The following is a 15,859-nucleotide window of genomic DNA, read 5'->3' as shown; positions in this document are numbered from 1 at the left end:
CCTCTCCTTTCCTCTATCTCCGATCAATACTGTATTACAATGATTTCCTGTAGTATATTCGCATATTAGAAATATTAACAAAATAATCGACTTCTCTTATTTTTTTTCTCTCAGAAAAATACTGATATAGTTTATCATATTCTTCTTTTCTCGAATATATAACTGTACCCTCAATCCCATCTATACAATCAAAAATATCCGGATAATATGAAGCATCAGAAAACATTAAATAATTACACCCTGAGTACTCATTTTTAAAATAAACATCAAATAGTTTAATAAATTTTTCATCATAAGGTTGAAGAGCTGCCCTAGGAGGTTTTTGTATTCTATTTATACCACTAAAAATAATTATATTATCTGCAACAAAAGAGAATAACAAATTATTATGCTTACCCATTTTAGAATCCAAATATGCAATATTAACTGATTTATCAAGCGCAATAATCTTCATAACATGATAATAACAAACTATATTTTTATCAGATATCATATAAATAATATTTTCATTAGCAGTAATAATTTTTTCGACATCAGTTTTATCTAAATTAATCAAATCTTTATCAGTAATTGTATCATCCCAAAAAATAATACCTGAAAACATTGCTGAACACTCCATCATAATAAATAAAAAAACTACATAAAAAATATATTTCATAATTCAACATCTCCTGTCTTTATATAATACTCTATTTGTCTAGCTGCAAAATCATCATAGTTTTCATCAGGTAAAGCGCTTTTATCATACCAAAATTTAATATGCTTATTTGGAATTAATTTAGCATTCTTACTTGCTGGAATAATTTCATAATCTTTAGGACTTTGTTTTTTAAGCCAGTTTTCTGGTGAGGTAATACCTGTTGCTCCTGTATATATTTTTATTGTATCAACAACATAACTTTTATATCCAATCCTAACCAAGGCAGCTATATGAAAGTTAAATCCCTTCGGTTTAATTGTTTTAATATAAGAAACAGAAAACCCTTCGCTTATCAAAATAGAGGCAATAAGTTGAACTCTATCAAAGCAACAATCGCCATAATCATCTTTATATAAATTCCACCCGCTTTCTTGCTCAGGTAGTTTTGCTATATCAGTATCTTTAAATCCTTTAGCAATATCCAACAATCTATTTAACTGAAAATTTTCAACTTCCTTTGGATTAACTTTCCCTTGCAAATATATAACTGTTTCTTTAAAATTTTTAGGAAAACCATCTTCCCTCCCATCCTGGTCAATATACTTCACCGGGTTATTGCCTGCATAATGGTACACATGTAAGTTTACAGTGTTGTATATGCCTCCCATTCCGGGTAGGTTTTCATTGTGTTTCTTCGCTTCATCGTCTATCGGAGCTTTGGGTATATAATCATTTAACGCCGGATCACCGCTTAACCACCTACTATACTTCGGATCAAGGTACCTTGCACCATAATAATACAGCCCCGTCTCCTCATCCAGTTCCTTACCTGTAAACCTGAACGGTAACTTATCAATCCCCGGTGCAGTCTCTTCTATCAGCCCTTCGGGCTACTTTGCAAGGAAATTATTATATGTCGTCAAAAACAGCTTTGCTGTTTTTGACTTGTAAGTCCATAGTTCCCCATAAGGCGTGTACTCTATATGCTCGTATTGCTTCCCTCTCCAGTCGGTTACAAACTGTGCACTGCCTAAGTGGTCACTATGGTAGTAGTAACGTTTTTCCTTTTGTTCTTCGTTATCGCCGTAGTTATTTGCATGTATCATCTCTTTTGAAAATATACACGCCGTCTGCGGCGGCGCTTCAAAAAAATTAATCCTCAACGTCCATAAAGTACGCCTGCGGTTAATTTTTTCTCGCTCCTTGCATCCATCATGTCTATTTCCAAAAGCTCCTGTCAGTAGGCTTGTTTAGTAAATTTAAAACTTTAATCCCCGATGTTTTGCCGAATGGCAAAACTCGAAGCTCAAAGGTGCCTAGGCAGCTTTGAGCGGCGGACTGCTCAATTTTGTTTTTTAGTATTATGAAGAAAACAAAATTGAGCACCGCGCTTGCTTCGAAGCTGCGCCTATCGACTTGCTGCATCAATACCGCTCCAATCTTTTTGCTGCACTTGTCTTCATAGGCAAGACTCTTCTCTCCGGTCAGAGCTTGTTTTTTGCTTATACACACCGCAAAAAGGATTTGCATGGAAGTTCGACTTTGCCTCACGGCATGTACTGCTTCAATCGCTGTCCGGAGGAGGAGATAGTTGGTTTGTGAATAAAAACAAGGGAATGCTTTCATTTACTCACCTTTATTTAATAAATTTATCCGCCTCTGCGTTACATATATTTTTATTATCATAATTTTGAATAATAGAACTTTTTACTTTAGTACTAATTTTCCGAGAAATACATTCTTAATTTTTTTCTCTTAATAAAGAAATTATGTAATATAGTATATTCTTTTTTAATTTTACCATCATCAGAATCAACTCCACTTTTAATACTATATAATACTGAATATGGAATATTAGAAAAAACTAAATAATATTTATTTATATATCTAACTTCAAATAATTTTAATAAATTTATCATCATACATATTTTTTGCAGCTAATGGCGGCCTTCCAATTCTATTTATACCAGTAAAAACAATCATATCATCAACAACAAATGAAAATAATAAGTCATTAAATCCCTTCATATTAGCTTTCAAATCTTCGAGGTTAACATCACAATTAACTTCCATACAATGCTTATCATAAAAATATGATAATATTTTTGTTTCCTCTATTGTATAAATTATATTTATTTTCTCTTTTAAACACATAACAATATCATTCTTATCTAATTTTTCAACATCAAAATCTTTAATAGATATATCCCAAAAAATAATTCCAGAAAACATTGCATTAACTTCCATAATTATTAAAATAAAAAAACAAATTAAAAAAAAATTCTTCATTTTTATTCAATTTCTCCTGTTTTATAATAATGCTCTATCCGATTTGCCGCATAATCATTAATCGACTCAGTTTTTTCACTAGCATTGTACCAAGCCTCAATAATAGGATTTGGTATAAATATTCCATTCCTATTTCCAGATAAAATCATAGCATCTTTAGGATTTTGTTTCTTTACCCAATCTTCATACAATACCACTCCGGTTTTCCTCCTAGAGTCTCAATAGTATCAACTACATATTTATTATTTCCGACTGAGATTAGTGGAGCAATATGAAAATTATATCCTCGAGGCTCTTCTGTATAAGCATAATCAACAGAAAAGCCTTCATTAAACAATACAGAATCCATTAATTGAGCACGACTAAAACAACAATCTCCACTAGCTGCTGCATATAATTTTTTACCTTCAGTACTAGATTGCTCAGGTAGTTTTGCTATATCAGTATCTTTAAATCCTTTAGCAATATCCAACAATCTATTTAACTGAAAATTTTCAACTTCCTTTGGATTAACTTTCCCTTGCAAATATATAACTGTTTCTTTAAAATTTTTAGGAAAACCATCTTCTCTTCCATCAGGGTCAATATACTTAATCGGATTATTCCCTGCATAGTGGTACACGTGCAAGTTTACAGTGTTGTATATGCCACCCATTCCAGGTAAATTCTCGTTGTGCTTTTTGGCCTCATCGTCTATCGGAGCTTTAGGTATGTAATCATTCAGTGCAGGGTCACCTGACAGCCACCTACTGTATTTCGGGTCTAAGTACCTAGCTCCATAATAATACAACCCCGTTTCTTCGTCAAACTCTTTCCCTGTAAATCTAAACGGTAACTTATCTATTCCCGGTGCAGTTTCCTCCGCTCCTTCCCTCTCCAAACAAGGTATAGCCGTAACTTATTCCCTCGCCCTTTTCTCCAATTCTCTCATATCTTTTTTTACTTGTCAAGACTTCCATTATTGTTTCAATTAAATTTTTTATATTTATGTTAAAAATTTAAATCTTTTAAACTGTTTTTACCGGATTAATACATCCTTATCCACTTAACCTCTGCTTTTGAAGATTATTCCTATAATTACCACTTAATTTAAACACAAACGGAACTAAGGTGTTTTTTCCAAATAATTTTATCTACTTTCCTGTAAACTATAGCCGTAATTTATCACTCTACAATTTTATATAATTTTTACATATCTTTTTCCGCCTGTCAAGTCTTCTATTCCGATTTTAATTGAGTTTTTTAAGTTTTATCAAAAACGTAATCGGACAATATAGTCATTTAGTTTCAAGCATATCTACTATTCATTTAAAACCGCAACTATATAAAAACCGACAATATTTTTATATTTGATTACATGAATTTACCGTAATGTTATCGGTTTTAAACTGCTTAACACTCGGTATTCATTAAGATATGAGATGGGAAAAGTTTTTATTATTTTTCCGAAGCGGAAATTTAATTTTAAGTAATTTTTTTCCTATGCATAACAGCTGTCATGGGCGTTTACTGTTAAACTATCCTATGAAGCCACTTTCCGGATTTTAATCGTAATAAACCTATAGAAGCCTTAATGGGTTCATCTGCAAAGAGACAAAGATAAATAAACCATGAAGGAAAAGCGGTGTATACCGATAAATAAAACGCAAGAGGAACAGATATAATCCACAGAAAAAGAGTATCATAAACTACACCGAATTTAGTATCTCCGCCTGCACGTATAACACCTACCAACATACTCATATTAAAAGCTTTTAAAGGATAGCACATTGCAAGTATTGCCAAAAAATATTTTGAATAAATTAAAACATCTTTTTCAACATTAAAAATATACGGAATAATAAATGAAATGGGAATTAACATTGCTCCCACGAAAATTGCCGAAAACGGAGCGAAAAAAGCGATTTTTAAAGCATAAGATTTTGCAGCTTCATAATTACCCTCACCGATTTTTTTACCTATTAAAACACTTATTCCGTTTCCGAGTCCGATAAAAACCACCCAAGTAAGCTGCGATACCGTATTTGTGATACTGAAAGCTGCATAGGAAAAAGTATTCAAGCCTGCAAATATCTTGTGGTGAAATGTCATTCCGAGGGACCACAAGGATTCGTTAAAAATAACCGGCAATACGATTAAAAAAAACGTCCATAAAAATTTACCGCTGAATAAAAAATGTTCTTTAAATTTTCCAAGTATGGGATATTTTTTCTTTTTTGTAATAATAAAAAAGAATACAAGTTCCGTAGCTCTTGCAGCAACGGTTGCAACGGCGGCACCCTCAACACCCAGTGCAGGAAATCCGAAAAGACCGAAAATCAATATTGCATTTAGAACCAAATTAACGCTTAACGAAATAATTGTAACGGTTACAGCCGCCTTAACCTGCTCTATTGCACGTAATGTAAAGATAAAAATAAAGCTGATTGAAAACGGAATAAAACAGGCGCTTACGATTTTTAAATATCTTGCCCCCACTTTAATTACAGCCGTATCTTTAGAGTAAAGAGATAAAATTTGCTCAGGCGCCAACATACAAACAAGAGTAAACACGGTACTGAAAAAAAGAGCCGTAGTTAAAGAAAGACCGAATGTTTTACGTAAACCTTCCAAATCTTTTTTACCCCAAAATTGTGCCGTAAAAACCATTCCGCCTGAAGCCGTGCCGTATAAAATAAGATTAAGCAAAAAGAAAAGCTGATTACCCAATCCCACTGCCGCGATTTCAACCGTGCCCAGCCTTCCTATCATTACCATATCTAAAATATTTACAAAAGAATTAAGAAGATTTTGTAATATAATAGGCAAAGCAATAGTAAACAGCATTTTTAAAAATTCTTTATCAAAGAAACTTTTGTTTAAACGTAAATTATTATCCATAAAATTAAAACCTTAAATTCCTGCAATAGCGGTACCCAAACTTACGGAATTATCCGAAGTTTTTAGTACAAAATGAACACCCGTTTTTTCAGTTAAAAATTCATATAAAAATTTAAAAATTCTTTCTTTCATTAAAAATCCGTGTGAAAAAACGGAACCGTTACCCATAATACAAAGAGGCTTTTCAGGCGATTTGCCTTTACCTGTTTTAATTGCCGCAGCCGCAAAAACCGCAGCAGAAAGTCTCGCCGCTCTTTCAAAAAAGGCATTACAAATATAATAAATTTTTATATAGTCTAAAGAAATTCCGTTTTTTAAAATAAAACTTGAAAAAATATTTTTTTCATTGTTTTGCTCTTTTAAAAATACCGAAATTTCTTCCGTTGTAAAATCGGGTAAATTTATCATATCCTTATTCGCTTTTTCGGAAAAAATACCGAACCGCGCCGCAGTACGCAAAGCAATTGAGCAAACCTGTCCCACATAACGGCCGGAACACATTCTTTCCAAAAAATATTCATCTTTTAAATTTGAAGTTTCCGAGAGTTCTTTATCGAATTCGCTTTGCTTAATTTTACAACTTTTCCCGGATTCGCATACCACCATTTGAGGTTTTCCGTAAAACGGCGTATCTTTTATTTTTTCTATATTACCGTATTCAATATAACAGGAATTTAACCCTGTACCCAAAACAAAGCCTATAAAAGAATCATAACACATTTTACCGCCTTCCTGCGGAATAATTCCCGAAAGCAAAACGGCTGCCGTGTCGTTTACCATTATTACTTTTTTAACGCTCGTCCACCCCTTGCGTAAAAGAGCTTGATGTAACCCCTCGTTAATTTTACATTCGGTAATTTTAGGAAGTTTAATTTCCTTTGAAAGCTTTATAGCTTCTCCGCCTCCGTCAGGGAAAATTTTAATTGCAAATGAAAAACAAAATGAAACGGTTTCAGCCTTATCCTTTAACGGTTCCAAATAATCTGCAATTGCGTCAAAGAATTCTTCATTGTTCATCTCCTTATCCAGAGCCGGCATTTTGTACTTAAAAAAAGAAGAGATATCGGCTTGCCCGGTTTTATCGAAGCGTACAAGGGCTGTCCTGAAATTTGTCCCGCCTGCATCAATTATAATAACGCTTTTATTTTTCGGTATTTCATTCGGTACGCTTTTCCAAAGAGGAATCATATCCATTGACGATGAGGTTTTAAAATCGGCTTTTAATCCGTTTTGCATATCTTCAATAAGCAGAGGAACGGCTTTTTCCAATTCGATATGAGGATTAAAATTATGCCTTAAAAAAAAGGAGTCTATTTCTTTCATTTTTAATTAAATATTATTATAAATTTATAAAAGGGAGAGACCCTTTCGGACCTCTCCTCATAAAGTTTTTATCTTGTAAATAAAAATCTAAAAACTTAAACTTGTACGGAGCGGCGAAATACGGCTATCTTTTTAATAAGCGGTACCCGCCTGCAATCCCGCAAAGCGTAAATCTTATTTTCCCGACCAAACACCGTGAAGGTTGCAAAATTCGTAAGCTTCTATTACTTTATCGTCCGAAGTAATTGCAAACTGTACTTCCGGAGCCCCGTCTACGGGAAGCTCTTTAAATTGAAGCCCCTTTTCCGTTTTTAAGCAAACCCATGCTATATAGTGTTCGGGAGTCATCGGGTGGGCTACGGAGCCTATTTTTACGGTTACCGTATTTCCGTTTACTTCAACTACGGGAACGTGTTTTTCTTTTGCGGCGTCCACACTGCCTACTTTTACTGCAGAAAGCGTTTCACCGCAGCATGATACTTGAGTATCTTTACAGCAATCAAGCCCTATTACGGTTGCAGTTCCCTTTTGACACAGGAAAAAACTGATTTCTTTATTCATGTTATACTCCTAAATTATTTTTATTCCGAATTATATCCGGTATTTATAATATACCAAAAAAAGGGCTTGACGTAAAGAGGAAAATAGAGTATTATTGCTTTTCGTTGAGTTTAGGGCAATTAGCTCAGTTGGTTAGAGTACAAGCATGACACGCTTGGGGTCACTGGTTCGATTCCGGTATTGCCCAGTTTTAAAAACGGTTCCGCATAACTTTCTAAAATACTTCCAAAAGTATAAATTAACGCCCTATTTAATACTTAAAGTAAATAAAATTTAACGCAAATCGGGCTAATAGCATATTAAATATATGCTGTTATTTTCCGTTTTAAAACTGAATTTAATATTCGGTATGTTTGCCTTAAAACCTATTGCCAAAGAATTTAATTCCCGTTCATTTTTACATTGCTTAATTTGCCACCCGTATATTTTTAATACTTTAGGATTGGATTCAGTATCAGAATCGCTGATATTAACATTACTAAAATTAGGTCTATAGTGCTTGACATAATACTCACATAAGGAAACGGGCAATAACGGAACATTATATAATAAAAAATTTTTACCCGTTTTATTTATTACCTTTATTTCAACAGGTTCATCGTTTGTTAAAATCATACTGCTTTTATCGCTGAAATGAATTTTTGCACCGTTAACACTAAGCAATTTACAAGTTCCGTTATGCATAATATCAAAATAGCATATATCTTTTTTAGGAATTAAATAATTGGAAAACTTTTGATATGTTCCCAACTCTTTCAGATTAGTTATATTAACAACAATATCCCAGTCGGATTGATTATCGATTTTTAATCGGTAAACCGGTTTTTTACAGGCAAGAAATAGCAATACACTTAATATAAACACTTTTTTTATTTTTTTCACAGTTCTCTTCCAATACTTATATTTTATATTTCTTTTATAAATTAGTCAACCCGCAAGCTTAAAGAAAAAAAAGTTATTAAAAATAAGGCCCCCTGCGGTAATAACATTCAAGTTCTTGTTTTTTACCGTCAAAACCGGTATAATCCTTTTAATATGAAACTTTTTATAACACGGCACGGAGAAAGCGATTGGAATGTAAAAGAATTGGCATGCGGGATTTCGGAAGCGGAACTCACCGATAAGGGACGCGAACAGGCTCAAGCCCTGGCTTACGATATTGCGGCAAATCAAAATACATACAATATAAAGACCATTTACGTATCTCCGCTTAAAAGAGCAAAAGAAACTTCTTCTTACATTGAAAAGGCTTTAGGCGTAAAGGCAATTACTAATGAGCTTTTAAAAGAAATGAATTTCGGAACCTTTGAAGGCGCAAACTGGAAAAATTCTCCCGTAGAAGAAATATTAAAACAACCCTTTATGCGGTTTCCCAAAGGAGAGTCCCTTGCAGATGTTGCACACAGGGCTTATTCGGTTGTTGAAGATATTTTAAAAAAGCACAAAGATACTAAAGAAGGTATTCTCCTTGTATGTCATGGGATAATGACGGCTATGCTATGTACATATTTTAAAAGTTTTACTCAAAACGAATTTGAAGTTCTTGAAATAGAAAATTGTAAACTTCTTGAATTTAATTTATAGATAAACGGTTTTTAATTTAAAATAAAACGGTAATTACAGCCTTGACCTTTTTACCCCGTTTTTGATAGAATACAAAATATGAGTAAATATAAACTTTCTTTATTTTTTGTGCTGTTTTTTACGGCAGTTTTTTTTTCGGAAAATATCGGTAAATTGACCGGTTTGGGAAAGCAAGAATTGCCGGATAAAACCCTTTCGGACGGAAGCCCTTCCGTCATTGCCGGAACAATGTCCATAGCGGAAATATTAAGCGACCTGGGTTATAAAAATGTAATCGGGGTACCTACAAGCCGCCATAGTCTTCCCAAACTTTATGAAAAGTGTACAAAAATCGGAAATCCCATGAAGCCGGATATTGAAACGGTAAAAATGTTAAATGCGGATTTATATTTAGCTTCTCTCGGTTCAAAGCCGACTCTTGATAAAATTTTTATAAACCAAAATATAAAACATGAGTATTTCGATTTGGATTCTTATTCGGAGTGTTTAAATTCGATAAGAAAGATAGGAACTATTACGTTAAAACAAAAAGAAGCCGAACGGGTTATTCAAACCATTGAAGCAAAAACGCTGGAAATTAAACGTGCAATAAACGGAAAAAAAAGTCCTAAGGTTTTAATGATTTTAGGCTCTCCTAAAAAACTGATGATGGGTACAAAAAATTGCTATACCGGAAGTTTAATGGAAATTTTAAAAATTCATAATATCGCAAACGACATCGGTAACTTCGATAAGGCCTATGTTCCTATAAATATAGAAGAAATTGTAAAACATCAACCCGATATAATAATAAGACTTACGCACACTAAACCTGAAGACTCGGCAGATTCTTTACGTAAAGAATTTTCAAACAGCGGAATTTGGTCTAAAGTTAAAGCCGTTCGGGAAAATAAAATTTACGATTTGGACAGTAATCTTTATACCGCTTCGCGCAATTTAAAGATAATGAATGCCGTAGAAAATTTAAAAGAACTTATATACGATAACAGCGAAAATAACGGTGCCGCCGAATAATGATTGCAGAATATAGGCAAAAAAAAAATAGTAATTTTTGCTTTTGTATTAGCCGTGTTTTTTGCAGCGGCAATATTTGCAGGAATTTATTTAGGCAGTACGCAAATACCTTTAAGTGAAATTAAAGATATTCTTTTTGCAAAAAAAAGCGTTTCACGGTTTGCAATAATTATTCTTGAAGTACGTTTGCCGCGCGTAATTTTAGCTCTCATTGTAGGAGCAAACCTTGCGGCTGCAGGAGCCCTGTTTCAAGCGGTAATTCAAAACCCCCTTGCGGACCCCGGTATTATAGGAATTTCCGCCGGCGCGAAATTAGGTCTTTTGCTCGCCCTCTTGGTTTTTCCGAACTTTGTTACAGCCGCCCCTCTTTTCGCTTTTTTAGGGGCTATGGGAGCGGCCGTAACGGTTTACCTTCTTGCATGGAAAAGCGGAATAAAAACGGTACGCTTAATTTTGGCCGGCGTTGCGGTAAACGCATTTTTAGCGGGAGCCTCTTACCTTATTACGCTTTTAAATAACGATAAAATTCAAAATATAATGCTTTGGCTTTCGGGAAGTCTTTCAGGAAGAAGCATAAACGATGTAAAAGTAATTCTTCCGTATTCCATTATAGGCTTGGCGGCGGCCATGCTTTCAATCAGGCCGAGTAATTTGCTTTTATTCGGAGATGAAAAGGCCCTAAGTTTAGGTTTAAACATAAACACGAGCCGTCTTTTTATTTCTTTTACCGCCGCTTTTTTAGCCGCAATTTCCACCTCGCTTGCGGGAGTTATCGGTTTTGTAGGATTGGTAATTCCTCATATAGTGCGGCTTATAACGGGGCCTAATTATAAATACGTACTTCCATTTTCCATAGTTACAGGGGGGATATTTTTGCTTATAGCGGACACGGTTGCCCGCACAATAGCATCGCCTCTGGAGCTTCCTGTGGGTTCTTTAATGGCGTTAATAGGAGGGCCTTTTTTCGTATATTTGCTGCGCAAGAAAAAGGTTTAGCCCCTGTTTACTACGATATTTCCTTTAGTAAAGTCAGCAGGACACTGACCCGCATTCCGATAAAATTTAATCCGCTGTTTTTTTTACGAATTTCCGTCCCAACATACAAACTTCTCCTTTACGTATTATAAGTTTAAACAAAATAAATCCGTCGGAAGTAATATTTTTTAAATTTGATATGAAAAGATAAAAAAAATCGATTTTACGGTTTTGTACGAACAACATTTAACAAACTATATTTAAATTGATATTTTTTTAAAAAAAATCAAAAAAAACGGCATATCGGGGTTGACAAAATACAAAAACGGGTAGGATAATATATTAAGTAAATCTTTCTAAAAATTGATATTTTTAGATATGCCTTTCTTAAATTAAAAAGGAGTTTTTATGAAAAAAATCAATGCGGTATTTTGGTGTCCCTTACTGGTTGTCATTTTAATTGTCGCCTCGGGTTTACTTTCTCCTACAAATTTGGAAAAAGCGGGAAATACAATGTTCTCTTTTATTACCCTTAATTTCGGCTGGGGATATACGCTTATAATGACGTCGTTTATTGTCTTTATAGTGTGGATAGGATTTTTCAGTCCTTACAGGGACATTAAATTAGGTAATCAAAATGAAAAACCCGAGTACAGCAATTTAAGCTGGTTTGCCATGTTATTTTCGGCCGGTATGGGAATAGGTCTTGTTTTTTACGGCATTGCAGAACCCTTAGCACATTATATGAATCCTTTAAATGCACAGCCTATGACAGCGGCTGCAAAAGAATTTGCGATTACAAAATCATTTTTACATTGGTGCCTGCACCCGTGGGCAAATTATTGTGTATTAGGTATGGCTCTTTGTTATATGCAGTATAAACGTAAATCCCCCTGCTTAATAAGCAGCGTTTTTATTCCGCTTTGCGGTGAAAAAAAATGGTTTCCGATTATGGCAAAAATTGTAGACGGACTTGCCGTATTTGCAACCATAGGAGGAATGGCAACCTCTTTAGGTTTGGGCACGGAGCAAATTTCAAGCGGTTTAAATTACGTTTTCGGACTTCCTTCTACCGTATTTGTAAAAATACTTTTGGTTTTCGGAATTACGGTAATTTTTATTTGGACGGCGGTTTCGGGTGTAAACAAAGGAATAAAATTAATTTCCGATATAAATTTACGCCTTGTTATAGTACTTTTAATCGGAGCTTTTATACTCGGCCCCAGTTTAGGAATTTTAAACACCCTCGTTGAAGGCACAGGTTTATATTTTCAAAATTTGATTAAAGAGTCCTTTTCTTCAGGGGCCTTTGATAATATGGAATGGTACGGAGGCTGGACGATTTTTTACTGGGCATGGTGGATTTCATGGGCTCCGTTTACCGCAATTTTTATCGCCCGTATTTCCAAAGGAAGAACCATTAAAGAATTTGCAGCCGGCGTTCTTTTTGTACCTACAATAGTTTCCATCATTTGGTTTTCAATTTTTGCAGGGATAGATTTTAGTACGGTTCCCGAAATTTTACAGACCGCCGCAAAAGATACTACAACGGCATTTTTTGTCGTAATAAAAGAATTACCCTTAGGTTATATTTTAAATATAATAGCTATTATACTTTTATTTACATTTTTTATTACAAGTGCAAATTCCGCAACCTTTGTATTGGGAATGATTTCGGAAGAAGGAAAACCGGAACCTTCAAATTTATCCAAATTTATTTGGGGTACCGCAATAAGCGCCTTATCTTTAATCTTATTGGTTACAACTGAAAACGGATTAAAAATGATTCAAACTATTTCTATAGTATCGGGCTTTCCGTTTTCACTTATAATGGTATTAACTATGATTGGAATAGTAAAAGCTTTAAAAACGGATTCAAAGAATTTGAAGGAGTAAAAAATGAAACTTGAAATAGGTAACTTTCAGGTAAAAAATGCAGTTTTCGGCAAGGAAACCTCATTTAAAGACGGGGTTTTAACAATCAACAAAGATGAGGCTGTAGCATTTATTAAAAAAGACAGCCACATAACAAATGCCGATATTGAAATTGCCAGACCCGGCGAAAAGGTTAGAATTGTCCCGATTAAGGAAGCTGTGGAGCCAAGATGCAGAATTGACGGACGCCCCTTATTCCCGGGTGTAACGGGAAAAACGGTAAGTGCCGGAGAAGGAACCGTTCATGCTCTTAAAGGAGTAAGCATACTCGGAGTGGGAATGCACTGGGGCAGTTTCGGAGACGGACTTATAGATATGTGGGGAGAAGGCGCAAAGTATTCCATGTACAGCAGTTTAATAAATATCTGTTTGGTAATAGATACCGATGAAGCGGACGAAAGGCATGAGCAGCAAAAGAAAAACCGTGCTATACGTTATGCGGCTCACCGTTTTGCCGAATACTTGGGAAAAACCGTACAAAATCAAACGCCTGAAACAAAAGATATTTATGATTACCAACCTATTTTTAACCGAAGCCCTGAAATCGAAAAACTGAAAAGGGTAGTATTGGTAATGCAGCCTCAATCCCAAATGGAAGAAATGGGCTATAACGATTTATTTTACGGCTGGGATTTAAACCGTTATGTGCCCACTTTGGTAAACCCCAACGTTATCTTTGACGGAGGCATTATTTCAGGCAGCTTTATGCCTTGCTCGTCCAAGTGGTCAACTTACGATTTTCAAAATTTTGAAATAATTAAACAGCTTTATAAGGAACACGGTAAAACTATAAACTTTTTAGGCGTAATTTTAAGCAACTTGAATGTATCTCTTGAGCAAAAAGAACGTTCCGCCCTTATTATGGGGTCAATTGCCAAAATGATAGGAGCCGAAGGGGCTATTGTTACCGAAGAAGGTTACGGAAACCCCGATACCGATTATATAAGGTGTATAGTGGAATTGGAAAATCTCGGTATTAAAACCGTAGGTATTTCCAACGAATGTGTAGGAAGGGACGGTGCAAGTCAACCCCTCGTCGTCTTGGACGAAAAAGCAAATGCTTTGGTATCTACAGGAGATGTAAGCGATTTAATAGAGCTGCCTCCTGCGGAAAAAGTTATAGGAGAATTGGAAGCCTTGGGAAGGGACGGACTTTCAGGCGGCTGGGCTTATGATGAAGTATTGGGCCCGTCGGTACGGAAAGACGGCTCAATACTTATGGAAAATAACGCAATGTTTTGCGGAGACGGCATAAGCGGTTGGTCGGTTAAAACTATGAAGGAATTCTAAAGGAGCATTTATTATGAAAAAAGCGATATATTATGTAAATCAGTTTTTTGCGGGGATAGGCGGAGAAGATAAGGCCGATTATCCTCCTGAAATACGGGAGGGAAAAGTCGGCCCCGCTGCGGCAATAGGTTCAATCTTAAAAGCGGAAATAACTCATACAATTATTTGCGGCGATAATTATATGGGGTCGAATACGGAAAAAGCGATTAACACTATTTTAGGTTTTTTGGAAAATAAGGACTTCGACATTTTTATTGCAGGCCCCGCCTTTCAGGCAGGACGCTACGGAGTTGCCTGCGGTAATGTTTGCAAAGCGGTTAAAGAAAAATTTAAGGTGCCGGTAATAACCTCTATGCATATTGAAAACCCCGGAGTGGAAATGTTTAAAAAGGATATGCCTATTTTTAAAGGCGGACATTCAGCTGGCTCCGTAAAAAAAGATACCGAAGCTATGGCTCTTTACGCAAATAAAATTTTATCGGGTGAAGAAACTCTCGGAGCCGAAGCCGAAGGCTACTTTGCACGCGGAATAAGAAAACAAGTATTTCTTAAAAACGGGCCCAATGCGGCAGTACGCGGTGTTCAAATGCTTATAAAAAAATTAAATGGTGAAGAATATCAAACGGAATTGATTATAAGCAAAAAAGACAGGGTTCCTGCGGCACCACCTATAAAAGATTTATCCGCAGCAACAATTGCCGTTTTAAACACGGGCGGTATTGTTCCGGTAACCAACCCGGATAGAATTCAATCCGCTTCTGCAACCCGCTGGGGAAGATATGATTGCAGCCAAATGGACAGATTACAATCGGGAGAATTTAAAACTATACATGCAGGCTTTGACCCTGCTGCGGCGGATGCGGACCCTAACGTTGTTTTGCCTTGGGACGTTTTAAAAGAAATGGAAAAAGAAAAGGTTTTTGCAAGACTGCATAACTATTTTTATTCTACGGTGGGCACAGGAACCACGCAGGCGGAAGCCAAACGTATGGCGGAGGAAATTATACCGCATTTAAAAGCCGATAATGTCGGAGGCTGTATAATGGTTTCTACGTGAGGTACTTGTACACGTTGCGGCGCAACGATAGTAAAAGAAATAGAACGGGCAGGTATTCCTATTGTGCTAATGTGTAACCTTGTCCCCGTAGCTCTTACCGTAGGAACAAACAAAATTGTACCTACAATTTCCATACCTTATCCCTTAGGCGACCCTGCAACTTCCAAAGAAGAACAGCATGCCTTACGCTATTCACGGGTTAAATGGGCGCTTGAAGCCTTAACTAAAGACGTTCAGGAACAAACGATATTTGAAGATATTCAATAATTAAAAAGCCGGTTAAATCACTGCGGTTTAACCGGCAGGCTTTT

14 protein-coding genes, 1 tRNA gene and 2 pseudogenes are annotated in these 15,859 nt (G+C 35.5%); 7 read left to right on the top strand and 10 right to left on the bottom strand.

What is annotated here, in order from left to right:
• Window positions 1-34: 34 nt before the first annotated feature.
• From DYQ05_RS00345 to DYQ05_RS00305, 9 genes and pseudogenes are all read right to left on the bottom strand, one after another.
• Window positions 35-658 carry a hypothetical protein gene (locus DYQ05_RS00345; protein ID WP_020963883.1) on the bottom strand — a complete coding sequence of 208 codons (624 nt, stop codon included), beginning with the start codon at window positions 656-658 and terminating at the stop codon, window positions 35-37.
• Window positions 655-1,248 (bottom strand): hypothetical protein, encoded by a 594-nt coding sequence (locus DYQ05_RS13325; RefSeq protein WP_252723572.1) that lies wholly within the window; start codon window positions 1,246-1,248, stop codon window positions 655-657. The genes DYQ05_RS00345 and DYQ05_RS13325 overlap by 4 nt, the downstream gene beginning before the upstream one ends.
• Window positions 1,222-2,266 (bottom strand): annotated as a pseudogene (locus DYQ05_RS14550) (RHS repeat domain-containing protein); the annotation flags it as partial. The pseudogene DYQ05_RS14550 and the gene DYQ05_RS13325, both read right to left, overlap by 27 nt.
• 267 nt (window positions 2,267-2,533) lie before the next feature.
• Window positions 2,534-2,929, bottom strand: coding sequence for a hypothetical protein (locus DYQ05_RS00330; protein WP_252723419.1), 396 nt, complete (start codon window positions 2,927-2,929; stop codon window positions 2,534-2,536).
• A gap of 2 nt (window positions 2,930-2,931) precedes the next feature.
• Complete coding sequence (locus DYQ05_RS00325; protein WP_020963878.1) at window positions 2,932-3,126, bottom strand: hypothetical protein; 195 nt, start codon at window positions 3,124-3,126, stop codon at window positions 2,932-2,934.
• Window positions 3,127-3,497: 371 nt separating this feature from the next.
• Window positions 3,498-3,791, bottom strand: a pseudogene (locus DYQ05_RS14545) (RHS repeat-associated core domain-containing protein); the annotation flags it as partial.
• Window positions 3,792-4,441: 650 nt separating this feature from the next.
• Window positions 4,442-5,809: an MATE family efflux transporter gene (locus tag DYQ05_RS00315; RefSeq protein WP_024467918.1), complete on the bottom strand. Its 1,368-nt coding sequence runs from the start codon at window positions 5,807-5,809 to the stop codon at window positions 4,442-4,444.
• Window positions 5,810-5,821: 12 nt separating this feature from the next.
• A complete protein-coding gene (locus DYQ05_RS00310; protein ID WP_029410675.1) occupies window positions 5,822-7,132 on the bottom strand; it encodes a hexokinase family protein in 1,311 nt (436 codons plus the stop codon).
• A 174-nt stretch (window positions 7,133-7,306) separates the two neighbouring features.
• Window positions 7,307-7,693, bottom strand: a complete 387-nt coding sequence (locus tag DYQ05_RS00305; RefSeq protein WP_020963874.1) for a desulfoferrodoxin family protein — start codon at window positions 7,691-7,693, stop codon at window positions 7,307-7,309.
• Window positions 7,694-7,806: 113 nt separating this feature from the next.
• On the opposite strand from DYQ05_RS00305, the gene DYQ05_RS00300 reads away from it, so the two are divergent.
• A tRNA-Val gene (locus tag DYQ05_RS00300) sits at window positions 7,807-7,880 on the top strand.
• A gap of 101 nt (window positions 7,881-7,981) precedes the next feature.
• Here DYQ05_RS00300 and DYQ05_RS00295 read toward each other — a convergent pair.
• Window positions 7,982-8,575: a hypothetical protein gene (locus DYQ05_RS00295; RefSeq protein WP_206183626.1), complete on the bottom strand. Its 594-nt coding sequence runs from the start codon at window positions 8,573-8,575 to the stop codon at window positions 7,982-7,984.
• 153 nt (window positions 8,576-8,728) lie between these two features.
• Between DYQ05_RS00295 and DYQ05_RS00290 the strand changes: the two genes are divergently transcribed.
• From DYQ05_RS00290 to DYQ05_RS00265, 6 genes are all read left to right on the top strand, one after another.
• On the top strand, window positions 8,729-9,277 hold the full coding sequence (locus DYQ05_RS00290; protein WP_206183625.1) for a histidine phosphatase family protein: 549 nt from the start codon (window positions 8,729-8,731) through the stop codon (window positions 9,275-9,277).
• Between the two features lie 78 nt (window positions 9,278-9,355).
• Complete coding sequence (locus DYQ05_RS00285; protein ID WP_029410672.1) at window positions 9,356-10,291, top strand: ABC transporter substrate-binding protein; 936 nt, start codon at window positions 9,356-9,358, stop codon at window positions 10,289-10,291.
• 3 nt (window positions 10,292-10,294) lie between these two features.
• Window positions 10,295-11,287, top strand: a complete 993-nt coding sequence (locus DYQ05_RS00280; protein WP_206183624.1) for a FecCD family ABC transporter permease — start codon at window positions 10,295-10,297, stop codon at window positions 11,285-11,287.
• 387 nt (window positions 11,288-11,674) lie between these two features.
• On the top strand, window positions 11,675-13,162 hold the full coding sequence (locus DYQ05_RS00275) for a BCCT family transporter (RefSeq protein ID WP_206183623.1): 1,488 nt from the start codon (window positions 11,675-11,677) through the stop codon (window positions 13,160-13,162).
• 3 nt (window positions 13,163-13,165) lie between these two features.
• Entirely contained in the window at window positions 13,166-14,491 is a 1,326-nt protein-coding gene (locus DYQ05_RS00270; RefSeq protein ID WP_024469507.1) for a glycine/sarcosine/betaine reductase component B subunit, read from the top strand.
• Between the two features lie 13 nt (window positions 14,492-14,504).
• Window positions 14,505-15,815, top strand: a complete 1,311-nt coding sequence (locus DYQ05_RS00265) for a glycine/betaine/sarcosine/D-proline family reductase selenoprotein B (protein WP_252723417.1) — start codon at window positions 14,505-14,507, stop codon at window positions 15,813-15,815.
• Window positions 15,816-15,859: the final 44 nt, after the last annotated feature.

Origin of the sequence: Treponema pedis (genome assembly GCF_017161325.1) — a bacterium.
GTDB lineage: Bacteria > Spirochaetota > Spirochaetia > Treponematales > Treponemataceae > Treponema_B > Treponema_B pedis.
This window is presented reverse-complemented; position numbering and strand designations above follow the sequence as displayed.